This window comes from Microbacterium sp. NPDC089321 (assembly GCF_040684935.1).
Lineage (GTDB): Bacteria > Actinomycetota > Actinomycetes > Actinomycetales > Microbacteriaceae > Microbacterium.
This window is the reverse complement of record NZ_JBFBGX010000001.1, coordinates 1389305-1411873: the sequence shown is the minus strand read 5'-3', so window position 1 is coordinate 1411873 and position 22569 is coordinate 1389305. Positions and strand designations below refer to the sequence as shown.

The window sequence follows — 22569 nt, the reverse complement described above, 5'->3', positions numbered from 1 at the left end:
TTCGCGGCATGATACTCGCCGCACGCGTCGCCGTCACGCCCCTGCCCCTCGGCGGCGACGCCGACTGCAATGGCGGCATGACCCACCACAACGGAAACCCCGACGAGCACCACGACGCAGCCGCCGACGCCGGTGAGAACGGCGCCGCGCAGACCGCTGACGAGGCGCTGCCCGACGGCCAGTTCGACAGCCAGCAGATGCCGACCACCGACGGCGAGCCCGCCTCGAACGACGATCCCGCCGCAGACGCCGGCGCGGAATCGCAGGAAGAGGGCGATGCCGCGATGCGGGCTGCCGAAGAGGCCACGAAGAACGACTGATCACACGACCGCTCACCCCGCGGCCGGCAGCGCGGTAGGGTCGCTCGCATGAGCGATGCGAGCGACCTCGAGACCATCGCCGCCGAGCTGTACGCCGCACCGCCCGAGTCGTTCGTCGCGACCCGGAACGCGCGCGCCGGCGAGGCCGACGAGGCCGAACTGGCGAAGGCGGTGCGCGCGCTCCGCAAGCCCAGCGTCGCCGCGTGGGTGGTCAACGTGTTCGCGCGCGAGCGGGCTGCGCGGCTCGGTCAGGCGCTGCAGCTGGCCGCCGAGCTGCGCGAGGCGCAGGAGGATCTCGATGCGGCGACCCTGTCGCAGCTCGGACGACAGCGGCGGGCGCTGACGAATCAGCTCGCCGCCGAAGCGGCCTCCCTGGCGACGGCGCAGGGCGCGCGCGTGACCGATGCGACGCTCGAGGCAGTGCGGCAGACCATCTCGGCGGCATTCTTCGACCCCGATGCGGCTGCGGCCGTGGCATCCGGGCGCCTCGTGCGCGATCTCGAGCCGACCGGATCCGTCGACCTCGACGCGGCCGTCGCCGGAGGGCGGCCCGCCGCTCCTGCGGCACCGGCGCCCGTCGCCGACGAGGTCGCCGCTCGGCGCGAGCGGCGCAAGGCCGAGCAGGCCCTGCGCGATGCCGAGAAGGCGAGGGAGCGTGCCGAGCGCGCTGTCGAGAAGGCGGACCGCGATGCCCGGTCGGCTCGTGGCCGTCTGGATCAGCTGGCCGCACGCATCGCCGAGGTCGAGAAGGAGCTGTCGCGTCTGCGGGCTGATCGTCAGCAGGCGGATGCGGATGCCGCTGATGCGGAGTCCTCGCGCGCCGAGGCGGCGGAGGCGCTGACCGAGGCGCAGGAACGGCTCGACACGCTGCGGGCGGAGTGACTCGCGCGGACTTACACCGTAAGGCACAGGATGGCAAGGGCCCTGGGTCAGGGCCTCCCCGGGCTTAGACATGGTGCACCGATCCACCGATCGGTCCGCGAAAAGGAGCACTCATGTCGGACAATTTCGAGACGACCAGCCCGAGCGGTTCGGGAGCACCCGCCTACGGCGCGGACGCACAGCCGCACGGCTCGCAGCCGCAGCCGGGGGGATCGCAGATGCCGCCGTCTGGCACGCACACGCCGTCCTCGGGCTCGCAGGGCAAGGTCGACGCCGCCAAGCACGAGGCATCTGATCTGAAGGACAGCGCCGCCGGCCACGCGAAGGATGTGATGGGCGCGGCCAAGGACGAAGCCTCCGCCGTCATCAGCGAGGCGAAGATGCAGGCCAAGGACCTGTACGCCCAGACTCAGCGCGAGCTGCGCGATCAGGCGAACACCCAGCAGCAGCGACTCGCCACCGGCCTTCGCTCCGTCGGCGACGAGCTGGGCTCGATGGCCAACAGCTCCTCGGGCACGGGCATCGCCGCCGACCTGGTGCAGCAGGCATCCGGACGCGTGTCGGCAGCAGCCACCTGGCTCGGCGACCGCGACCCCGGAGCAGTGCTGACCGAGGTCAAGCGTTACGCGCGCCGCAAGCCGGGCACGTTCATCCTGGCCGCGGCGATCGGCGGAGTCATCATCGGCCGGCTGACCAGGGCACTGGCAGCCGACGCATCCGATCAGAAGCACGCCGCGGCGCAGACGCCGCCTGCTCCGCCTGCACCGCCGATGCCTCCGGCCCCGCCGGTGCCTCCGGTGTCGCAGGTGCAGCCGGATCACTCGGCCCCCACCCTGGTCGGCGGCACCACCCCAGGCGCCACCGAGACGCCGCTGTACACCCAGACCCGCTCGACCCGAGCGGATGCCAGCGGGGAGGCCGGCTATGACCGACCCGACACCGTCTGAGCAGAAGGCGGCATCGTCGTCGCTCGGTGAGCTGCTGGGTGAGGTGTCGCGAGACATCTCCACGCTGATGCGGCAGGAGGTCGCGCTGGCGAAGGCGGAGCTCAAGGAGTCGGCGGCGAAGTCCGCCAAGGGCGCGGGGTTGATGGGCGCAGCGGGCTACAGCGCGCTGATGGCCGTGTTCTTCCTGTCGATGGCGCTCTGGTGGGCGCTGGGCACCCTCATCGGCGGCGGATGGTCGGGGGTCATCGTCGCCGTGATCTGGGCGGTGATCGCCCTCGTGCTGTTCATGGTCGGACGTGGCCGGCTGCAGGAGGTCGAAGGAGCACCGCAGACCGTGGAGACCCTCAAGGAGATCCCGGACACGCTGAAGAGAAATGAGGAGAACCGATGAGCAATTCAGCCGATGAGATCCGCTCGGACATCGAGCGGACCCGTCAGGACCTCGGCATGGACGTCGACGCCCTGGCAGACAAGGTCACCCCGTCGAAGATCGTCGACCGTCAGATGGGCAAGGTGCGGGGCGCGTTCGGGTCGGTGCGCGACCGCGTGATGGGCGCCGCTGACGACGCGGGCTCGTCGATCTCGGATGCAGGTGCGCACGCGGGCGACGTGAAGGACCGGGTCGTGTCGAAGGCCGAGGGCAACCCGCTGGCGGTCGGGCTGATCGCGTTCGGCGCCGGTCTGGTGGTGGCGTCGCTGTTCCCCGCCTCGTCGAAGGAGAAGGAGATCGCCTCGACGGTGAAGGATCAGGCGCAGCCGCTGATCGACGAGGCGACGGACGTCGCCAAGGAGGTCGGCGAGCACCTGAAGGAGCCCCTGGCGGCGTCGGTCGACTCTGTCACCGCCACGACCAAGGACTCGGTCGCCGCGGTGAAGGAAGAGGCGCAGTACGCCGCGAGCGAGGTCAAGCACGACGCTCAGGATGCACGGGACAACGTCGCGAACAGCTGACGATGCACATGATGCGGGCGGGCTCCGGTTTCGGAGCCCGCCCGCTTCGCGTCGTCAGTGCTGGCGGGCCAGGCTGTTCTCGAGGCGATCGAGCAGCGCCTCGAGGGCGACCTCGAACTCCTCGCGGCTGCGGTCCTCACTCAGCTTCTCGCGCAGCCGGAACACCTGCGGAGCGCGGGTCTCGGCATCCGGCTCGTCCTGCTCGGCCGTGGTGTCGGGCGGCGGCTCGACCAGATCGTCATGCACGGCGGCCTCGAGCAGCAGCTGCCCCAGCAGGAAGCTCGAGAACGACCGGTAGGTCGCGACGGCCTGCGCATCGGTGAAGCCGCGCTCGAGGAGCGCGGTGAGGAACGCATCGACGACCTCGACACTGCGCAGGGGCGGACGAAGCCAGGGCGCCGCCGGGTTCCGCGACGCGACGAGCGGGAACGCTCGCGGGTGCTCGACGGCGATCAGGCGCATCTGATGAGCGATCGCCTGCAGGAAGCCCTGCCAGTGCTCGGCGATGTCGTCGTCGAGGGCGCTGATCAGGTCGCTCATGAGCAGCGCGACGACGCCCTCGAGCAGGTCTTCGCGGCCGCGGACGTAGCGGTAGAGCGACATCGCCTCGACGTCGAGGGATTGCGCGAGCGAGCGCATCGAGACGGCGTGCACGCCGGACTCGTCGATCTGCTCGAGGGCGGCCGCGACGATCGACTCACGGGTGAGCCCTCGCCCCCGCGAGCCGCCTCTCGCTGGGTCCTGCGGCAGCTCGTCCACGTGCCGATCCTATCCCCGGGCTCTCTGTGCGGGCGGGTCAGGTGGTGCGGATCGGATGCTCGTGCACGGCCGTGCTCAGATGCGCGCCGTTGAGCTCGAGGTACAGCTGACGCTCGGTGACCGAGACCGTCATGGTGTTGCGGCGGGCGAGCGCTGCCGCGGCGTCGTCGAGAAAGCCGGCGTCGAAGCTGTGCATCACGATGGCGTCGGCCGCGTGGATGGTCTTGCCGGCCCAGTTCGCGATCACCTTCGCCGGATCCCGGTACGTGTAGACGACCGTGCGATCGGCGAGCTTGCTGCCGTAGTGCAGCCGCGACGCGTCGGGAGCACCGACCTCGATCCACGCGGTGATCCGGCCGGTGAGGTCGCGCACGAGCACGGCCGGCTCATCGGTCGCGGCGACGCCCTCGGTGAACGCGATGCCCTCTTCGTACTCGAGGCAGTACGCCAGCAGCCGGGTGAGCATGTAGGCGTCGGTCTCAGAGGGATGCCGCGCGACGCGCAGAGTCAGCTCGTCGTAGACACCGCGGTCGACGTCGGCCAGCTGTACATCGAAGGTGTGGATCGTCGCGCCTGCAGCCATGAGACCCGAGCTTACGCGGGCGCGGCGGCTGACCCTTCGGACGCCCCGAGGTCGAGCACCCATTCGTTCATCGTGAGCTCCTTCTCGCGGAACGTCTCGGTGAAGGTCCCGACGAGCGTGAACCCGTTGCGACGGCAGACCCCGTTCGAGGCGGGGTTGTCGACGCCGGGGCACGCGGTGAGCATCCGCCTCCCGTCGCGGTATGCCCGGGCATCCGGAATCACCGCCGCCAGGGCGGCCGACGCGATTCCCCTCCCCTGCGCCTCGGGCAGCACGAACCAGCCTGTCTCGAACGCCGGCTGGTCGCGCCAGAGCGTTCTCCAGTAGCCGATCGAGCCGACCGGATGCTCGTCTTCGACGATCACGAACAGGCGCGATTCGCCCGACGCGACATGGCGCAGATAGCGCTCGTGCCTCGCGATCAGCTGCTGCTCGGTCTCCGGCCCGTTGAGATGCTCGGTCATCTCCGGCGTGTTCGCCCGCCGCAGCAGCGGCAGGTCGGCGTCCGACCACAGGCGAAGGTAGATGGCTGCCATCGATGGAGTCTCGCACCGGGCGCCGACATCCGCCACCGGTCCGCCTGGTCCATCGGCCGGGCTGCGGGCACCGCGGCGCGATCTCGTCCTTTCGATCGATGACCGCGTCCGGCAGCGGTGATGGTCTTGATGACATGCCGAATTCTGTTGCCCGTGCCCGGTTCGCGGACAGGCTGACCTCTCGTCGAGGCGCCTGGATCTCACTCGCTCTCGTCCTTCTCATCATGACGACGCTCTTCGGCGTCTTCGGCTCGGCGAAAGCGCCCGAAGGCGGTGCCCAGGCTCCCTCGGGCAGCGAGTCGGCGAAGACCGCAGCGCTGATGAAGGAGTTCCCGGATGCCGATCGTCAGTCCGTGCTCGTGGTGGCATCGCGCGGCGACGGCGAGACGCTGTCGCCCGACGATGTCGCCGCCCTGACCGAGCTGCTGCCTGTGCTCGGCGAGCATGCCGAGGCCGATCCCTCGGGCCCGCTGATGAGCGATGACGGAGAGGCGGCTCTGCTCGTCACGCCGATCAGGGCCGGAGACACCAGTGCCGATGCCGCTCAGGTCATCGGCGACATCCGCGCCGATCTCGCCGAGCACCCCATCGACGGCGTGACGGTGCAGCTCACGGGCGGTCCCGCGTTCGGGGCGGACGTGGCGTCGGCCTTCGCCGGTGCTGACCTCGCACTGCTGCTGGTCACGATCCTGATCGTCGCGATCCTGCTGATCGTGACCTATCGCTCGCCCGTGCTGTGGCTGATTCCGCTGATCGTGGTCGCGCTGGCCGATGGCCTGGCAGGGCGGATGACCGCAGCGGCGGGCGCGGCGTGGGATCTGCAGTTCGACTCGGGCATCATCAGCGTGCTGGTCTTCGGGGCCGGCACGAACTACGCGCTGCTGCTGATCTCGCGGTACCGGGAGGAGCTGCTCCAGACGGACGATCACAGGCGGGCTCTGAGCTCGGCCTGGCGCCAGACGGTTCCGGCGATCGTCGCCTCGAACGTCACGGTCGTGCTGGCACTGCTCACCCTTGTTCTTGCCGTCATCCCCGGCACGCACGGTCTCGGCATCTCCAGCGCGATCGGACTGCTGATCGCCCTTTCCGCGGTGCTGTTCCTTCTTCCGCCGCTGCTCGCCGTGTGCGGCCGCGGAGTGTTCTGGCCGTTCGTCCCCCGCCCCGGTCAGGGCAGGACACAGGGTCGCGGATGGCGGACCGTGGCGACCAGGGTCGTGCGTCGGCCGGCGCTGAGCCTGCTCGCGGCGGGTGCACTGCTGGCGGTCATGGCATCAGGTCTGCTCGGCACCTCCGTCGGGCTCGACCAGGTGCAGAAGTTCCGGGTGCAGTCGGAGTCGGCGACCGGTCTGCAGGTGCTGTCCGCGCACTTCCCGCCCGGCGACGCGCAGCCGGTCTTCGTCGTCACGCGCACCGCCGAGACGGATGCCGTGCTCTCGGCGCTCGAGGGCGTCGACGGCATCGTCAGGGCGCAACCGGTCGGCACGAGCGACGACGACTCGCTGACCAAGATCATGGTGACGAGCGAGTTCTTGCCGAGCTCGCCCGAGAGCCTGGATCAGATCACCGAGCTCCGCGATGCGGTGCACCCGGTGCGCGGCGCGGACGCGATCGTCGGCGGTGCGGTCGCCACCGATCTCGACGCCCGAGCCGGAAACCAGAAGGACCTGTTCCTGATCGCACCGCTGGTGCTGGCCGTCAGCTTCATCGTGCTGCTCGTGCTTCTGCGATCGATCGTGGCACCCGTGCTGCTGCTGCTCGTGAATCTCGCCAGCGCCGTCGCCGCGATCGGGGCCGGCGCGTGGCTGAGCAGGATGATTCTCGGGCAGCATGCGCTCGACCTGCAGGTGCCGCTGCTGGCCTTCCTGTTCCTCGTCGCGCTCGGCATCGACTACACGATCTTCCTCGTGCACCGCGCACGCGGTGAGGCTGCGGAGCACGGCACCAAAGCGGGAATGGTCGAGGCGATCGCGCACACCGGAGGCGTGATCACCAGCGCGGGCATCGTGCTGGCTGCGGTGTTCGCCGCGCTCGGCGTTCTGCCGCTGGTCACCCTCGGCCAGCTCGGACTCATCGTGGGCATCGGCGTGATCGTCGACACCCTGGTCGTGCGCACCGTGGTCGTACCCGCTGTCTTCGCGCTGGTCGGCGACCGGATCTGGCGGCCGGGACAGCCACCGGCCGGCCGACGGGTCACGTCGCTCGAGGAGGCCGCATCGGAGGCGGGCGGTTCTGACTCTCGCGACCGCGTCATGACGGCGCCATGAACAGCGGAACGTCATCGATGCGACGGATCGTGCCGCGGCTCGGTACGATCCGAAGCGGCGATGAGCCGCGCGCCAGGCGCGACGCTGCTCGACGCGCGAGAGGAGACGCCGATGACGACGACAGAGGCCCCAGTGGTGGTGCTCGACGGCGGACTGTCGAACGCACTCGGCGACCGGGGGCACGACCTCAGCGACGAACTGTGGACCGCGCGGCTGCTGCGCGACGCGCCCGCCGAGATCGCCGCCGCGCACAGGGCCTACTTCGACGCCGGCGCCCACGTCGCGACGACTGCGAGCTATCAGGCGAGTTTCAGCGGGTTCGAGCGCGCGGGGATGAGTCGCGCCGAAGCCGCCGACCTCATCCGGCGCAGCGTGACGATCGCCCGCGACGTGCGCGACGAGGTCGCAGACTCTCAGATCGACGGCCCCGTCCTGCTCGTCGCCGCATCGGTGGGGCCCTACGGGGCCGTGCTCGCGGACGGGTCGGAGTACCGGGGCAGATACGGGCTGAGTCGCGCGGCGTTGCGCGACTTCCACGCCCCGCGGATGGAGCTGCTGGTGGGCGCCGGCCCCGACCTGCTTGCGCTGGAGACGATTCCCGACCTCGACGAGGTGGAAGTGCTCGTCGATCTCGCCGAGGAGTTCGAGGTGCCCGCCTGGCTGTCATGCACCGTAGCCGGTGATCGGCTGCGCGACGGTCGACCCGCACGCGAGGCGTTCGCCGCGGCCGGCGAGAAGCCCGGGATCGTGGCGGTCGGCGTGAACTGCTGTGCGCCCGGTGACGTGCTCGCGGCGGTGCGCTCGGCCTTCGACGCGAGCGGCACGCCCGCGATCGCCTATCCCAACTCCGGAGAGGTGTGGGACGGCGCTGCGCGCCGATGGAACGGCGAGCCAGGCTTCGAGACCGATCTCGCCCGCGCCTGGGTCGACGCCGGGGCGCGCTTCGTCGGCGGATGCTGTCGCATCGGCCCGGCGGCCATCGCCGGCATCGCCACAGAGCTGCAGAGGTAGGGGTCAGCGCAGGTAGCCGCTGTGCACCCAGCCGGTCTTTCCCGCGTACGTCACCTGTCGCCAGATACCGCTCGACGCGAGGATCCGCCCGACGCTCTTGCCCTTCGGGATCGTCAGCAGCGCCTTCCTGCTCGTAGAAGCTGTGGGCCGGAGGTTCACCGCCGCCGTGGTCGTGTAGGTGGTCGGCTTCGGCGCCGCGGCGGGCGCCGTCGCGCTCGTGAGGTAGTTCTTGTCGACCCATCCGGTCTTTCCGGCGTAGGTCACCTGTCGCCAGGAACCGCTCGACGCGAGGATCCGCCCGACGCTCTTGCCCTTGGGGATCGTGAGCAGCGGCCTCTTGCTCGTCGACGCCGTCGGTCGCAGGTTCACCGCCGCGGAGGTCGTGTAGACAGCCGCGGATGACGAGCTTCCGGCGGGGGCCGGAGCGGGCTTCGGGGCGGTCGGAGCCGGGGCCGGGGCGGGCTTCGGGGCGCTCGGGGCGGGCACGGGCGCAGGAGTCGGCTTCGGAGTCGTCACGACGGGGCGAGTGGGGCTGAGCAGCCAGTTCGCGATCCATCCGCTGCGTGAGCCCGCCGTGACGGGCAGGAACGAGTTGGTGACCTTGCCCGGCACGGCGGTGACCATGGTGCCGGCGGCGAGGGTCGCGACGATGGCGGTGGCGGTCGACGCTCCTGCGCGCAGGTTCACCGCCCCCGTCGTGTAGTAGGTGCAGGAGCTGGGGACCGGCTTGGCGGTGATCGTGGTCGCCTGTGCGGCCAGGTCGACGCCGCGAGCCTTCAGCCAGGGGACGGGATCGAGCTGCGTGCTGCCGCTCGTCGAATGCTGCCAGAGCTCGAGGTGCAGGTGCGGGCCGCTGGAGTTCCCGCTCATGCCCACAGAGCTGATCCGCTGCCCGGCCGCGACGACCTGGCCGACCTTGACGTGCGTCGTCGCCGACCAGATGTGCAGATACTTCGTCGTGTAGGTGACGTTGCCGACGGTGTGCCGGATCTCGATGCGCCCGTTGACCGAGCTCGACCCCGAGACGGTGGCGGTCACGACGCCCGCCGCGACGGCGTACATCGGCGAACCGCTCTTGGCCGCGAGGTCGACGCCGCCGTGCGCCGTCGATGCGCCGGGCATCGGCATGCAGCGCGGACCCTGCCATGCCGAGAGCGTGTACGACTTGGCCGCGAGCGGCATCGCGAAAGCCGTCGCTGCAGGTATGGCGGTCGCTGCGCTCGGGGCCGTTGAGACGGCTGCGGAGACGGGCACGGCAGCGGCCGCGGCGGCCGGGGACAGCGCCGCGCTCGACAGCGCGATCGCGGTCGAGAGTGCCAGGACATGGCGTGATCTGAGGTTCATGATTCTCCGGTCGAACGGCGCGGGGGAACGCCGATGGTCATGACATTAGCGGTGCGGTCGGATCCATGACCAGACACGATTCGAACGGCGGATGCGCGCAGCGGATGCAGGGGCGTGCGGATCTGCTCGTGCACACGCCGGACATGCGAGAACCCCCGATCTCTCGGGGGTTCTCATGGCGGTGACGGTGGGATTTGAACCCACGGTAGGGGGTTACCCTACACAACTTTTCGAGAGTTGCACCTTCGGCCGCTCGGACACGTCACCGTCGTCCAGCTTACGACATCCCCCACCCTGTGCGCGAATCGAGCCACAGCGGCTGGCGCCGACCCTCGCAATGCGTGACATATTACTGTTCCGCACCTAACCTGGAACCATGCCCAGCGTCTCCGACCTCACCCTCGTCAGCGCCGAGACGATCGCCGAGCGGGTCACCATGGCCGCAGCGATCGCCGAGCTTCAGCGCGTGCTGCGCGACGGCTTCGATCCCGAGACCGACCTGCCGCGCGGCATCCTCGATGTGCCGGCCGGGCAGCTGCTGCTCATGCCGGCAGCCATCGACGGCGCTGTCGGGCAGAAGTTCGCCACCGTCGCTCCAGGCAACCCCGCGCGCGGGCTCGAGCGCATCCAGGCGCTCTACATCCTGCTCGACGGCGACACCCTCTCCCCCACCGCGATCCTCGACGGCACGGCGCTCACCAGCCTGCGCACCCCGGCGGTCTCGGCGGCCTGCGCCGATCTCCTGGCGGATCCGGACGCCGGCGACGCGGTCATCTTCGGCACAGGCCCGCAGGCCATCCGTCACGTCGAGGCGCTGCAGGCCATCCGCCCGCTGCGCACCGTGCACCTGATCGGCCGCGACGCCGCGCGCACCGAATCCGCGGTACAGGAGTCGCGCCGGTTCGCACCCGGGGCGCAGATCACCGCCGGAACCCCGGATGCCGTACGCGACGCCGACCTGATCGTGTGCGCGACCACGGCATCCGACCCCCTCTTCCCCGCCGATCAGGTGCGCGACGACGCGACGATCATCGCGATCGGATCGCACGAGCCCGAGAAGGCCGAGCTCGACCCCGCGCTGCTCGGCCGGTCGCAGGTCGTCGTCGAGAGCCGCCGCGTCGCCGCGGCCGAGGCCGGCGACGTGATCCGCGCCGTCCGCGAGGGCGCCATGCGCGAGAGCGATGCGATCACGATGCACGAGCTGTTCACCGGCGCCGTCGCACCGGCATCCGACCGCCCCCGCATCGTCAAGACCTGCGGCATGGGCTGGCAGGACCTCGCCGTCGCCCGCCTGGCCGTCTGAACCGTCTGAACCGTCTGCACTGAAGCCCGAGAGAGGGACGCCCATGCGCTGGAGCACAGAGGACTGGCACACCGCCGGCGAGCCGTTCCGCATCGTCGAGAACGTGCCGACGCACGGCGCGACCGTCGCGGAGCGGCGGGTCGAAGCGATCAGCGGCGAGGCCGACGGAATCCGCCGCTTCCTGTGCCTCGAGCCACGAGGCCACGACGACATGTACGGCGGCTTCATCACCCCGCCCGACGACGAGGGCGCCGACTTCGGCGTGCTCTTCTGGCACAAGGACGGCTTCTCGACAGCCTGCGGCCACGGCACGATCGCGCTGGGCGCATGGGCCGTGCGCACCGGACGCGTGCCATCCGACCCCGACGGCGAGACCGTCGTGACGATCGACGTGCCGAGCGGCCGCGTGCAGGCCCGGGTGCGGCAGAACGGCGGGCGCATCGTCGACATCGTGTTCCGCAACGTCGAGTCCCGCGTGCTCGAGCGCGGCATCGCGCTGCGCACATCGCGCGGAGAGGTGGCCGTCGACCTCGTGTTCGGCGGTGCCGTGTACGCGACGCTTCCGGCATCCGCTGTCGGACTCGACGTCACCCCCGAGAACACCGCCGATCTCATCGCGGTCGGGCGCGAGATCAAGTGGGCGCTGAACGAGCATCCCGCCGCTCAGCTCGACGACGACCGGCTCAGCGGCGTCTACGGGACCATCCTGTTCGACGACCTCGGGCGCACCGCCGACGGACCCCACCAGCGCAACGTGACCGTCTTCGCCGACGGAGAGGTCGACCGCAGCCCGTGCGGCTCGGGCACGGCCGCACGCGTCGCCCTGCTCGCCGCCACGGGCGACCTGGCCGACGGCGAGATCCTCACCCACGACTCGATCATCGGCACCCGCTTCCTCGCACGCGTCGCCGATCGCACCGACGACGGCGTGATCCCCGAGGTCACCGGCCAGGCGCACCGCGTCGGAACCTCGACGTTCGAACTCGACGAAGGCGACCCCGTCGCCACCGGATTCAGCCTGCGCTGACACCCCCCCTCGGAACGGAGACCCCATGCGCACAGCATCCATCACCATCACCGGAGCACAGGTGTGGAACGGCGAGGGCTTCGACGCCCGCGACGTGCACATCGTCGACGGCCGGGTCGCCGATGCGGGCCATCCGGATGCCCGGCAGCTCGACGGCAGCGGCAGGTGGCTCGTCCCCGGGCTCATCGACGCGCACTTCCACGCGTATGCGACGAGCATGGACGGCCTCGAGAACGAGCGGGGCCCGCTCAGCTACGCGGCCATCAACGGCGCCACCCGTCTCGCCAAGGCGCTGCAGCGCGGCTTCACGACCGTGCGCGACGTGGCGGGCGGCGACATCGGCCTCGCCCGCGCGATCGACGCCGACCTGTTCCCCTCTCCCCGCTACCACTTCACCGGCCCCGCGCTCAGCCAGACCGGCGGGCACGGAGACCCGCGCTCGGCGCACGTCGACGTGTGCTTCTCGCACGGGCACATGTGCGAGGTCGTCGACGGCGTCGACAACCTGCGCCTGGCAGTGCGCAACCGGCTGCGCACCGGTGCGCATGCGATCAAGGTCATGGCATCCGGAGGCGTCTTCTCGCTCACCGATCCCATCCGCGTGCCGCAGTACTCGGCCGACGAGCTGCGCGCCGTGGTCGATGAGGCCACCCGGCGGGGCAGCTACGTCTGCGCGCACGCCTACTCGTCAGAGGCGGTGCAGCACGCGGTGACCGCGGGCGTGCGCTCGATCGAGCACGGCAACCTGATCGACGCCGACACCGCTCGGCTGATGGCCGAAGCCGGGGCCTTCCTCGTGCCGACCCTCGCCGCCTACGACGCGATGGACCGGCGCGGTGCCGAGATCGGGCTCAACGAGACGTCGCTCGCGAAGAACAGCGAGGTGCTGTCGAAGGGGCAGGATGCTGTGCGCCTCGCGCACGAGGCGGGCGTGCGCGTGGGCTTCGGCACCGACCTGATGGGAGACCTCGAAGACGACCAGCTCGCGGGCATCCGGCTGCAGGTCGAGGCATCGGGCGCCGCAGCGACCCTGCACTCGATGACCGCCGTGAACGCCGAGCTCATCGGCGACGAGTCGCTCGGTCACCTGAACGCCGGTGCCTATGGAGACGCCGTGCTGCTGGCATCCGACCCGCTCGCCGAGCCTGCCGCGCTGTGGCAGCAGGACGCCCGCGTCGCCGTGGTGCGCGCCGGCACCGTGGCCTGAGGTCCGGCGCGCGCTCGCCCGCGAGTGCACCACGTACCGCCGAGTTCACCACTTATCGACGTCAGCATCCGGTGCACTCGACGCGAAGTGGTGCACTCGGCGGCACGCGCCCCCCTCACACGCGCATGCGCGGTCAGCGCACCGCCGCGCCCCAGCTCTGCGAGACTCCCGCTTCGCTGACGCTCTGCGGAACGCCCCACGGGTTGTCGTCGCGCAGAGGCGCGGGCAGCAGCTCCTGCGGCGCACCCTGGTACGAGACGCCGCGCAGGAACCGCGTGATCGCCGCGGTGCCGACGCTCGTGCCGTCGCTCGTCGTCGCGGGGTACGGGCCGCCGTGCTGCATCGCCGGAGTGACCGAGACGCCGGTCGGCCAGCCTCCGAAGAGAACGCGTCCGCTGGTCTCGGCGAGCGCGTCGACCAGCTCGCCGAGCGATCCGTCCGCGAGCTCCTCGGGCCGCGCGTGCACGGTCGAGGTCAGGTTGCCGGGGAACAGGCCCGCGTGCAGGGCCGGCAGCGTCGACAGATCGGAGTACCGCACGATCACCGACAGCGGCCCGAACGACTCCTCGAGCAGGGCGTCGCCCGCAGCGACCAGCGAATCGACATCCACCGACACGACCGTCGGCGTCGCGTAGGTCTGTCCGTCGTCGTCGACGCGCACCTCGCCCTGCGAGAGCACCTCGACACCCGGAGCCTCGAGCACGTCGTCGCGACGCTGCGCGAACGACCGGCCGATCCCCGGGTTCAGCAGCCGGTGCTCGGCGACCGTCGACGCCGCCGACGACACCGACGAGAGGTCGGCGTCGGCAGGCACGAAGAGGAAGCCGGGCTTGGTGCACAGCTGCCCCGCCGATCCCGACACCGAGGTCACGAAGCCGTCGAGCAGCGCGTCATCGGCGTACGTCGCGTAGACCGGGTTCACGCTGCCGAGCTCGCCGTAGAACGGGATCGGCACGGGGCGCGACGCCGCGATGTCGGCCAGCATGCGACCGACGTGCGTCGACCCGGTGAACGCGCCGGCGCGGATGCGCTCATCCTTCAGCATCGCGACGCCGTTCTCCTGGCCCGAGATCAGCTGGAAGGCACCATCGGGCATTCCGGCCGACCGCAGGGCCGAGCTCACGACCTCGGCGGTGCGGCGCGAGAGCTCCGGATGCCCGGAGTGCGCCTTCACGACCACGGGGCAGCCCGCCGCGAGCGCGGCAGCCGTGTCGCCCCCGGCGACCGAGAAGGCGAACGGGAAGTTCGAGGCGGCGAAGTTCAGCACCGGGCCGACGGGCTCGAGCATGCGGCGCACGTCGGGGCGCGGACCGATCACGTAGTCGGGGTCGGCGCGATCGATGCGCGCGTCGAGGTACGAGCCGTCGAGGATCGTGTCGGCGAAGAGACGCAGCTGCCACGAGGTGCGGCGCAGCTCGCCGGTCAGGCGCGCTTCGGCGAGGCCGGTCTCGCGCATCGCGATCGGGATGAGCTCGGGGGCGGCGGCATCCAGGGCATCCGCCACGGCGACCAGCGCGGCCGCGCGCTCACGCGGGCTGGTGCGGGCGAACGGGCGGGCGGCTGCGGCTGCCGCAGCCGCGACCTCTTCGATGTCGATCTCGGTCACGTCGGTCTCCTTCGTCTTCGTCTGGGTCTCAGGGGCGGGCGGCGCTGCGCCTGCCGCGGAATTGTGCGCTTCGCGCGGATGGATGCCGGGAATTCGTCCGCGCGAAGCGCACATCTCCGCGCGAAGCGCCGGGCATCAGAACACGAAGCCCTCGGGGAACGGATCGTTCTCGTCGAGCATGTACTGACCCAGCCCCGTCACCCAGGCGCGCCCGGTGATCGTGGGGATCACGGCGGCGCGATCGCCGATCGTCGTCTCGCCGACGACCCGCCCGATGAACTCGGTGCCGATGAACGACTCGTTCACGAACGGGGTGTCGAGCGCGAGCTCGCCGCGGGCGTGCAGCTCGGCCATGCGGGCACTGGTTCCGGTGCCGCAGGGCGAGCGGTCGAACCAGCCCGGATGGATCGCCATCGCGTGCCGCGAGCGCACCGCATCCGAACCGGGCGCGATGAACTCGACGTGGTGCACGTGGTTCGCACCCTCGAGCACGGGGTGCACGGGCGGCGCCTGCTCGTTGATGGCGTCCATGATCTTCAGGCCAGCGGCGAGGATGTCGTCCTGCCTGGCGCGGTCGAACGGCAGCCCGACCTGGTCGAGGTCGACGAGGGCGTAGTAGTTGCCGCCGAAGGCGACAGAGTAGGTGATCTCGCCGATGCCGGGCACGTCGATGCGCTCGTCGAGCCGGTCGACGAAGCTCGGCACGTTCTCGATCGTCACGTCGACGGCACGGCCGTCTTCGACGCGCACACGGGCGATCACGAGCCCTGCCGGCACGTCGAGGCGGATCTCTGTGACCGGCTCGGTCACCTCGACCATGCCCGTCTCGACGAGCACGGTCGCGGCTCCGATCGTGCCGTGTCCGCACATCGGCAGGAATCCGGATGCCTCGATGAAGACGATCCCCCAGTCGGCGTCGTCGCGGGCGGGCGGCTGCAGCAGCACGCCCGACATCGCGGCGTGACCGCGGGGCTCGTTCATGAGAAAGCCGCGCAGCCCGTCGAGGTGCTCCATGGCGTAGAGGCGGCGGTCGTTCATCGTCGCGCCGGGGATGCGTCCGACCCCGCCGGTGACGACGCGGGTGGGCATCCCCTCGGTGTGGGAGTCGACGGCCTGGATGGTGCGGCGAGCGCGCATCAGCTTCCTTCGTTGAGAGTGAGGAACCGACGGGGATGCCGGGTAGCGGCGTCCCCGTCGGTCATTGTCACACGCGTCAGGCGACGACGGCCGCGCGGGCGGCGATCGCAGCGAGAGCACGCTCGGTGTCGGCGGTGACCTGCGCGCGCTGCTCGTCTGAGAGCGGGCCGCGCGGCGGGCGGGTCGGTCCGCCGTACGAGTTGCCGCAGATGTCCATCGACAGCTTGATGGCCTGCACGAACTCGGTCTTCGAGTCCCAGCGGAACACGGCGACGAGCTGCTCGTACAGCGCCTTGGCCTCGTGCCAGTTGCCGTCGGCGCAGAGGTTGTACAGCTCGACGGCCTCGCGCGGGAAGGCGTTCGGGTAGCCGGCGAACCAGCCGACGGCGCCGTTGACCATGAGCTCGAAGAGCACGTCGTCGGCACCGGCGATGATGTCGATGTCGCAGAGCTCCTTGATCTCGTAGACGCGACGCACGTCGCCCGAGAACTCCTTGATGGCGACGACCTCGGGGATCTCGGCGAGCTTCGCGACGAGCGAGGGCACCAGGTCGACCTTGGTGTCGAACGGGTTGTTGTAGGCCATGATCGGCAGGCCGACCTTGGCGACCTCTTCGTAGTGCGCGATGACCTCGCGCTCGTTGGCGCGGTAGATCGTCGGGGGCAGCAGCAGCACGCCATCGGCACCGTCCTCACGGGCGTACTCGGCCCACTGACGGGCCTGGTGGCTGCCGACGCCGTGCACGCCCGAGATCACGATGCCGCGGCCGTCGACCGCGTCGACCGCGACCTGGATGACCTTGCGGCGCTCCTCGTCGGTCAGCGACGAGTACTCGCCGAGCGATCCGTTGGGGCCGACGCCGCGGCATCCGTTCGACATGAGGAAGTCGACGTGCTCGCCGAACCGGTCGTAGTCGACGGCGAGACCGGCGGGCGCCGACGCGTCTTCCTTGAAGGCGAGGGTGGTGGCGACGACGACGCCGCCGAGGTCCATGCTCTGGTCAGTCATTTCAGCTCTCTTCTTCGATGAGTGGGTGGGTGGGACGGTGCGCGGCGAGCTCGCCGATGCGCACCGAGGACAGGACGGGGCGGCGGTCGATGCCGCTGGGTGCGCCGAGGATGTCTTCGACGCTGCGGCCGCAGGTGCGGCCCTGGCAGGCGCCGAGGCCGGCGCGGGTGGCGAGTCGCATGCCGCGCGACGAGGCGGCCGAGTACTCGGCGATCGCCGCTTTCGTCGCCGCTTCGCAGCGGCAGACGATGGTGTCGTCGTCGAGCCAGGCGGTCCACCCCGGGCGGATGGCGTGCGTCGCCAGCCGTGCGGCGAAGGCGCGCATGCGCCGGCGGGCGGCGACGGGGGCGCGCAGCAGCGGGTCGGATGCCCGGATGCCCGCGGCCGAGAGCCCCGCGATCTCGCCCTCGGCGAGCGCGGCGTCGGCTCCCCCGATGCCGGTGATCTCACCGGCGGCGAAGACACCCGGCACCGTCGTGAGCTGCTGCTCGTCGGCGCGGACGAACCGCTCGGGGGTGATGTCGCAGCCGAACTGGATCGCGGCCTCGAGCCGAGGGGTGAACCCGTGCCCGAGAGCGACGGCATCGCATTCGACGGTGCGCTCGGTGCCCGCGACGGGGCGCCAGTCGGCGTCGATGCGCTGCACGGTGACGGCCTCGACCACGGAGTCGCCGTGGATGCGGGTCACCGCGCTGCCGAAGCGGTACGGGGTGCGGGTCTTGACGAGCGAGGCGACGTACGAGCCGAGCTCGCCGGCTTTGCCCGCGGCGGCGGTGAGCTCCCACGCGCGGGCGCCCCAGCCGCGCAGGATCGTGCCGATCGAGGCGGCCTCGACGACCTCGGCGACGTCGCCGCCGAGGATCGCGATGCTCTGTGCGACGGGCAGCAGGAACGGCCCTGCCCCCGCCACGACGGTGCGGGTGCCGAGGGCGACGCCGTCGCGCTTCGCGAGGGCCTGCACCGCGCCGGCCGAGGTGACGCCGGGCAGCGTCCAGCCGGGCACGGGCAGCACGCGGTCGTGGGCGCCGGTGGCCAGCACGACGGCATCCGCCTCGAGGGTCTCCCCCTGCCGCTCGGTGCCGTCGACCGGTCCGACGAGGGCGTGCACCCGCAGGGGTGCACCGCTCTCGACGCGCCAGACGCTCGCAGACGAGAGCACGCGCACGCCGGCGAGGGCGCTCTCGAGCGCGCGGAACCTGCCGAGCTGGTGCTGCAGCCGCTGGTCGGTGAAGGCGGGATGGTGCCGCCAGAACTGCCCGCCGACGCGCTCGCCCTCGTCGACGATCACGACGTCGGCTCCGGCGCGGGCGGCGGATGCTGCGGCGGCGAGCCCCGCGGGCCCGGCGCCGATCACGACGATGCGGCGGGCGCTCATGCCCGCACCTCGCGCTCGACGCGATCGCCGTCGCAGGCGGTGCGCTGGCAGGCGCGAACGCCCTCGACGCCGTTGACCGTCACGACGCAGTCCTGGCAGATGCCGATTCCGCAGAAGATGCCCCGTTCGGCTCCGCCGGCCGTGCGCCAGGTGCGGTGGCCGTTCGACAGCAGGATGCCGCCGATGCTCTGACCGTCGCGGCCGTCGAGCGGCTGCCCGTCGAAATCGATCCGGATGCTCATGCCGCCACCCCCTGCAGGCCGGCACGCGCGGGCAGGAACGGCCTCGGGTCGAGCGGCGCCTCGGCTCCCAGCACCGCGTGCGCGATGAGCGCGCCGGTGGTCGGGGCGAGGCCGATGCCTGCCCCCTCGTGCCCGGCGGCGTGGAAGAGGCCGGCGATCCTGGCATCCGGTCCGATGGCCGGAAGGTGATCGGGGGCGTACGGGCGGAAGCCGAAGTAGGTGCGCAGCAGCATGGTGTCGCGCAGGAACGGGAAGAGCCGGGCCGCCTTGGCTGCGATCTCGGCGAGGGGTTCGAGCAGACCCTCGTCCGAGAAGCCCACGCGTTCGCGGCTCGATCCGATCAGCACCGTGCCGCCGGGGGTCGATTCGACGACCGTCGAGGTCTGCAGCGCTGCGTCCCCCGACCCGACGGCTCCGACGTAGTCGGCGTCGTACACCTTGTGGAAGACGCGCTGCGGCATCGGCGCCGTCACCAGGATGGTGCCGCGCCGGGGGCGGATGTCGAGGGTCGATCCGAACAGCGCCGCCGCGTCTCCGGCCCAGGGGCCGGCGCAGTTGACGACCGCGTCTGCGTCGATGCGCCCGGTGGGCGTGAGCACGCCGCGCACGCGATCGGCGTCGACGACGGCCCCGGTGACCTCGGTGATGCGCAGCTGCGCGCCGAGGTGGCGCGCCCGGGCGAGCATCGCCTGGGTCGCGAGGCTCGGCTGCACCTGCGCGTCGTCGGGGTAGTGCACGCCGAGCGCGATGTCGGGTGCGAGGTGCGGCTCGGCGGCGCGCAGCGCGCGCTCGTCGAGCACGTCGGCCCGGATACCGATGCCGCGCTGCGAGTCGGCGAAGCGCTGCAGAGCATCGGCCCCGCCGTCGAAGGCGACCACGATGCCGCCCTTCGCCTCGAACTCGGTGGCCGGCTGACCTGGTACCCGGTCGCCGTCGAGCCGTTCGGCGAGCTCGCGCCAGGCGCGGTTCGCCTCTATGGCCATGAGCGCTTCTGCGCCTGGCTCCTTGTCGGAGACGAGGATGTTGCCCTCGCAGCGGCTGGAGGTCTCGCCCGCCACGCCGACGCGGTCGATGACGACGACCTCGGCACCGGCCTCGGTGAGGGCGAGTGCGCATGCCGCGCCGACAGCGCCGGCGCCGATCACGATGATCCGCATCGCTCCCCCTTCCCTGCGGGCTGATGTCCCCTCCGCGCGAGGGTGACGTGTGACATATTACTCTGTGGAACGAGGATGCGCCACCCCGCCGGAGTGGCGCATCCCCGTTCTGACTGAAGGGCGGTCAGCCGCCCAGGTAGGCGTCGATCACCCTGGCATCCGCCGCGAGCTCGGCGGCCGGACCCTCGAGGGTCGTGCTGCCCGTCTCGACGACGTACGCGCGATCGGCGATCTTCAGCGCTGCCCTGGCGTTCTGCTCGACGAGCAGCACCGTCGTGCCCTGCGCGTTCACCGCCTGCACCGTCTCCATGACCTGCTTGACGACCAGGGGGGCGAGCCCCATCGACGGCTCGTCGAGCAGCAGCAGCTTCGGACCGCCGATGATGGCGCGCCCGATGGCGACCATCTGCTGCTCGCCGCCCGAGAGAGTGCCGCCCTGCTGCCTGCGGCGCTCGGCGAGCCGCGGCATCAGGCTGTAGACCTGATCGACGCGCTCGGCGATCTTCTTCTGATCGCGCACCGTGTACCCGCCGAGCAGCAGGTTCTCGTGCACGGTCATGGTCGAGAAGATGCGCCGACCCTCCGGCACGTGGATGAGCCCGGCCGACACGATGTCCCACGGCTTCGCGGTCGCGAGATCCATGTCGCCCCAGCGCACCGTGCCCGACTTCGGGCGAACGAGGCCTGACAGCATGTTCATCGTGGTCGACTTGCCCGCGCCGTTGTTGCCGAGCAGGCAGACGATCTCGCCCTCGCGCACCTCGAAGCTCAGCGCGCGCAGCGCGTGCACCCGTCCGTAGTAGACCTCGGCGGCGTCGACGGTCAGCGTGCTCATGAGCGCTTCTCCCTGCGGGTCTTGTCGGATCCGGTGTCGAGCAGCGACAGATCCACCGTGCCCGTCTGCAGCTTCGTGTCGTCGATCGGCTCGTCCTCGACGCCGAGGTACGCCTCGATCACGACCGGGTCGTTCTTGATCTGCTCGGGAGTGCCGACGGCGATCTCCTTGCCGTAGTTGAGCACCACGATGCGCTCGGCCAGCTCCATGATCAGCCCCATGTCGTGCTCGATGAGCACCACCGCGACACCGAGGTCGCGGATGCGGCGGATCAGCTGCATCAGCGACTGCTTCTCGTTGAAGTTCAGGCCGGCGGCCGGCTCGTCGAGCAGCAGCAGCTTGGGCGACGTCGCCAGAGCCCTGGCGATCTCGACCCGGCGCTGCTCGCCGTACGGCAGCTGGGTGACATAGAGGTTCTCGTCGCCCGTGAACCCGACGAAGTCGAGCCAGCCCCTGGCCTGGTCCGCGCACTCCTGCTCGGCCCGGCGGTAGCCGGGGGTGTGCAGCAGGGTCGCCCAGAAGCCCTCGCGCAGATTGGCGTGCATCGCGGTCTTCACGTTGTCGAGCACGCTCAGCTCGCGGAACAGCCGCAGGTTCTGGAACGTGCGCGCCATGCCCCACTTCGTTACCCGCGACGGCAGCACCCGGTAGAACCCGAAGCTCTGCAGCAGATCGACCAGGCGCAGGGTGCGCCAGATCGACGGCGCCTCGCGAACGATGTCGTTGCCGTCGAACACGACCGACCCCGAGGTGGGCAGGTAGAAGCCCGAGATGCAGTTGAACGCACTCGTCTTCCCCGCGCCGTTCGGGCCGATCACGGCGAGGATCTCGCCGGACTCGACCGAGAAGCTCAGCCCGTCGACGGCCTTCACGCCGCCGAACTGCAGACGCAGGTCCGAGACCTCGAGCAGCGCGCTCATCGGCTCTCCTCCCCTTCGACGGTCTCGAGATCCTCATTGGCTGAGGGCGAGGGAACGGCCATGAACCCCGCCGTGGGCGGCGGAACCGGCTTCTGCCTCTTCAGCCACGGCAGCACCGCGGTCGACGGCCACAGTCCGGCGGGGCGGAACAGCATGACGACCACGAGCAGGATGCCGAAGATCAGGAAGCGCCACTCCGAGAAGTCGCGCAGCAGCTCAGGCGCGAGCGAGACGAACAGCGCACCGATGATCACACCGGGCGTCGAGCCCATGCCGCCGAGCACGACGGCCATCAGGATCAGCGCCGAGTAGAGGAACTGGAAGCTGTTCGGGCTGATCGCCGACAGGTGCGTGGCCATCAGCTGACCGGCGACTCCTGCCCAGACGGCGCCGATGATGTACGCGGTGATCTTGGCGACGTAGGTGTTGATGCCCATCGCCTCGGCCGCGTCCTCGTCGTCGCGAACGGCCTTCCACGCGCGTCCCAGCTTGCCTCGGGCCAGCCGGCCGGCGCCGATGACGCCGACGAGCACGACGACGATGCCGACGAAGTAGTAGAACACCACGCGCTGCGGGAACTCGAGCCCGAAGACGGTGAAGCCGTCGGCGAAGCTCCAGTCGCCGAACTGCCAGGTCGGGATGCCGTGGATGCCCGAGGGCCCGCCGGTGATCTGGAGGTTGTTCGCCGTGATGCGGATGATCTCGCCGAAGCCGAGCGTCACGATCGCGAGGTAGTCGCTGCGCAGCCGCAGCGTCGGGGCGCCGATGATCACACCGGCGACGATGCAGGCCAGCACGGTCGCCGGCAGCGCCATCCACATCGGCCAGCCGACGACGGTGGTCAGGATGCCGGAGACGTAGGCGCCGACCGCGAAGAAGGCGATGTAGCCGAGGTCGAGCAGGCCGGCGTAGCCGACCACGACGTTCAGCCCCATGCAGAGCATCACGTAGATGAGCGCGCTGGTCGCGATCGACATCGTGTACCGCGACGCGTCGAGGAATGGCAGCACGGCCAGCAGCACGACGGCGACGATACCCAGCGCCCGCAGGAACCCGCGGTTGGAGGTGAAGATGCCACCAGGCGCGTCTGGCCGGTCGAACAGCGGGGAGGGCGCGCGCAGCGCCGAGTCTCGCGTCTTCAGTGAGCGGGACAT

The 22569-nt window shown here is 70.7% G+C and carries 23 protein-coding genes and 1 tRNA gene; 10 read left to right on the top strand and 14 right to left on the bottom strand.

Features of this window, described 5'->3' with window-relative positions; translation table 11 throughout:
• Positions 1-8: 8 nt before the first annotated feature.
• From AB0N59_RS06575 to AB0N59_RS06555, 5 genes are all read left to right on the top strand, one after another.
• Positions 9-320 carry a hypothetical protein gene (locus AB0N59_RS06575; RefSeq protein WP_363480465.1) on the top strand — a complete coding sequence of 104 codons (312 nt, stop codon included), beginning with the start codon at positions 9-11 and terminating at the stop codon, positions 318-320.
• Positions 321-368: 48 nt separating this feature from the next.
• On the top strand, positions 369-1202 hold the full coding sequence (locus tag AB0N59_RS06570) for a transposase (RefSeq protein WP_363480462.1): 834 nt from the start codon (positions 369-371) through the stop codon (positions 1200-1202).
• Between the two features lie 113 nt (positions 1203-1315).
• A complete protein-coding gene (locus AB0N59_RS06565; protein WP_363480459.1) occupies positions 1316-2149 on the top strand; it encodes a hypothetical protein in 834 nt (277 codons plus the stop codon).
• Entirely contained in the window at positions 2127-2540 is a 414-nt protein-coding gene (locus tag AB0N59_RS06560; RefSeq protein ID WP_363480456.1) for a phage holin family protein, read from the top strand. The genes AB0N59_RS06565 and AB0N59_RS06560 overlap by 23 nt, the downstream gene beginning before the upstream one ends.
• The gene (locus AB0N59_RS06555; protein ID WP_363480453.1) at positions 2537-3100 is read left to right on the top strand and encodes a DUF3618 domain-containing protein; all 564 of its coding nucleotides are present in this window, start codon (positions 2537-2539) and stop codon (positions 3098-3100) included. The genes AB0N59_RS06560 and AB0N59_RS06555 overlap by 4 nt, the downstream gene beginning before the upstream one ends.
• Positions 3101-3154: 54 nt before the next feature.
• On the opposite strand, the gene AB0N59_RS06550 is transcribed toward AB0N59_RS06555, so the two are convergent.
• The 3 genes from AB0N59_RS06550 to AB0N59_RS06540 are packed head-to-tail and all read right to left on the bottom strand — an operon-like array spanning position 3155 to position 4978.
• Complete coding sequence (locus AB0N59_RS06550) at positions 3155-3859, bottom strand: TetR/AcrR family transcriptional regulator C-terminal domain-containing protein (protein ID WP_363480450.1); 705 nt, start codon at positions 3857-3859, stop codon at positions 3155-3157.
• A gap of 37 nt (positions 3860-3896) precedes the next feature.
• Positions 3897-4442 (bottom strand): YaeQ family protein, encoded by a 546-nt coding sequence (locus AB0N59_RS06545; RefSeq protein ID WP_363480447.1) that lies wholly within the window; start codon positions 4440-4442, stop codon positions 3897-3899.
• Positions 4443-4453: 11 nt separating this feature from the next.
• Complete coding sequence (locus AB0N59_RS06540) at positions 4454-4978, bottom strand: GNAT family N-acetyltransferase (RefSeq protein WP_363480444.1); 525 nt, start codon at positions 4976-4978, stop codon at positions 4454-4456.
• A 224-nt stretch (positions 4979-5202) separates the two neighbouring features.
• Here AB0N59_RS06540 and AB0N59_RS06535 point away from each other — a divergent pair, with 224 nt between their 5' ends.
• Positions 5203-7242, top strand: coding sequence for an MMPL family transporter (locus tag AB0N59_RS06535; RefSeq protein WP_363480441.1), 2040 nt, complete (start codon positions 5203-5205; stop codon positions 7240-7242).
• A 111-nt stretch (positions 7243-7353) separates the two neighbouring features.
• On the top strand, positions 7354-8253 hold the full coding sequence (mmuM, locus tag AB0N59_RS06530; protein WP_363480438.1) for a homocysteine S-methyltransferase: 900 nt from the start codon (positions 7354-7356) through the stop codon (positions 8251-8253).
• 3 nt (positions 8254-8256) lie between these two features.
• On the opposite strand, the gene AB0N59_RS06525 is transcribed toward mmuM, so the two are convergent.
• Both AB0N59_RS06525 and AB0N59_RS06520 read right to left on the bottom strand, forming a co-directional pair.
• Positions 8257-9597: an SH3 domain-containing protein gene (locus AB0N59_RS06525; RefSeq protein ID WP_363480435.1), complete on the bottom strand. Its 1341-nt coding sequence runs from the start codon at positions 9595-9597 to the stop codon at positions 8257-8259.
• A 176-nt stretch (positions 9598-9773) separates the two neighbouring features.
• A tRNA-Ser gene (locus AB0N59_RS06520) sits at positions 9774-9864 on the bottom strand.
• Between the two features lie 109 nt (positions 9865-9973).
• Here AB0N59_RS06520 and AB0N59_RS06515 point away from each other — a divergent pair.
• The 3 genes from AB0N59_RS06515 to AB0N59_RS06505 are packed head-to-tail and all read left to right on the top strand — an operon-like array spanning position 9974 to position 13134.
• Positions 9974-10900, top strand: coding sequence for an ornithine cyclodeaminase family protein (locus AB0N59_RS06515; RefSeq protein ID WP_363480432.1), 927 nt, complete (start codon positions 9974-9976; stop codon positions 10898-10900).
• A 43-nt stretch (positions 10901-10943) separates the two neighbouring features.
• On the top strand, positions 10944-11927 hold the full coding sequence (locus AB0N59_RS06510; RefSeq protein WP_363480429.1) for a proline racemase family protein: 984 nt from the start codon (positions 10944-10946) through the stop codon (positions 11925-11927).
• A 25-nt stretch (positions 11928-11952) separates the two neighbouring features.
• On the top strand, positions 11953-13134 hold the full coding sequence (locus AB0N59_RS06505) for an amidohydrolase family protein (protein WP_363480426.1): 1182 nt from the start codon (positions 11953-11955) through the stop codon (positions 13132-13134).
• A gap of 133 nt (positions 13135-13267) precedes the next feature.
• Here the strand turns inward: AB0N59_RS06505 and AB0N59_RS06500 are convergent, their stop codons facing one another.
• From AB0N59_RS06500 to AB0N59_RS06460, 9 genes are all read right to left on the bottom strand, one after another.
• Positions 13268-14854 (bottom strand): aldehyde dehydrogenase (NADP(+)), encoded by a 1587-nt coding sequence (locus AB0N59_RS06500; RefSeq protein ID WP_363480423.1) that lies wholly within the window; start codon positions 14852-14854, stop codon positions 13268-13270.
• Between the two features lie 21 nt (positions 14855-14875).
• Entirely contained in the window at positions 14876-15877 is a 1002-nt protein-coding gene (locus AB0N59_RS06495; protein ID WP_363480421.1) for a proline racemase family protein, read from the bottom strand.
• A gap of 76 nt (positions 15878-15953) precedes the next feature.
• On the bottom strand, positions 15954-16886 hold the full coding sequence (locus tag AB0N59_RS06490) for a dihydrodipicolinate synthase family protein (protein ID WP_363480418.1): 933 nt from the start codon (positions 16884-16886) through the stop codon (positions 15954-15956).
• 1 nt (position 16887) lies between these two features.
• On the bottom strand, positions 16888-18261 hold the full coding sequence (locus tag AB0N59_RS06485; protein WP_363480416.1) for an FAD-dependent oxidoreductase: 1374 nt from the start codon (positions 18259-18261) through the stop codon (positions 16888-16890).
• Positions 18258-18503, bottom strand: coding sequence for a (2Fe-2S)-binding protein (locus AB0N59_RS06480; RefSeq protein ID WP_363480413.1), 246 nt, complete (start codon positions 18501-18503; stop codon positions 18258-18260). The genes AB0N59_RS06485 and AB0N59_RS06480 overlap by 4 nt, the downstream gene beginning before the upstream one ends.
• Positions 18500-19660, bottom strand: a complete 1161-nt coding sequence (locus AB0N59_RS06475; RefSeq protein WP_363480410.1) for an FAD-dependent oxidoreductase — start codon at positions 19658-19660, stop codon at positions 18500-18502. Before AB0N59_RS06475 ends, AB0N59_RS06480 begins: the two co-directional genes overlap by 4 nt.
• Before the next feature lie 124 nt (positions 19661-19784).
• On the bottom strand, positions 19785-20495 hold the full coding sequence (locus tag AB0N59_RS06470) for an ABC transporter ATP-binding protein (RefSeq protein ID WP_204974560.1): 711 nt from the start codon (positions 20493-20495) through the stop codon (positions 19785-19787).
• A complete protein-coding gene (locus tag AB0N59_RS06465) occupies positions 20492-21415 on the bottom strand; it encodes an ABC transporter ATP-binding protein (RefSeq protein WP_363480405.1) in 924 nt (307 codons plus the stop codon). The genes AB0N59_RS06470 and AB0N59_RS06465 overlap by 4 nt, the downstream gene beginning before the upstream one ends.
• Entirely contained in the window at positions 21412-22569 is a 1158-nt protein-coding gene (locus AB0N59_RS06460; protein ID WP_363480402.1) for a branched-chain amino acid ABC transporter permease, read from the bottom strand. Before AB0N59_RS06460 ends, AB0N59_RS06465 begins: the two co-directional genes overlap by 4 nt.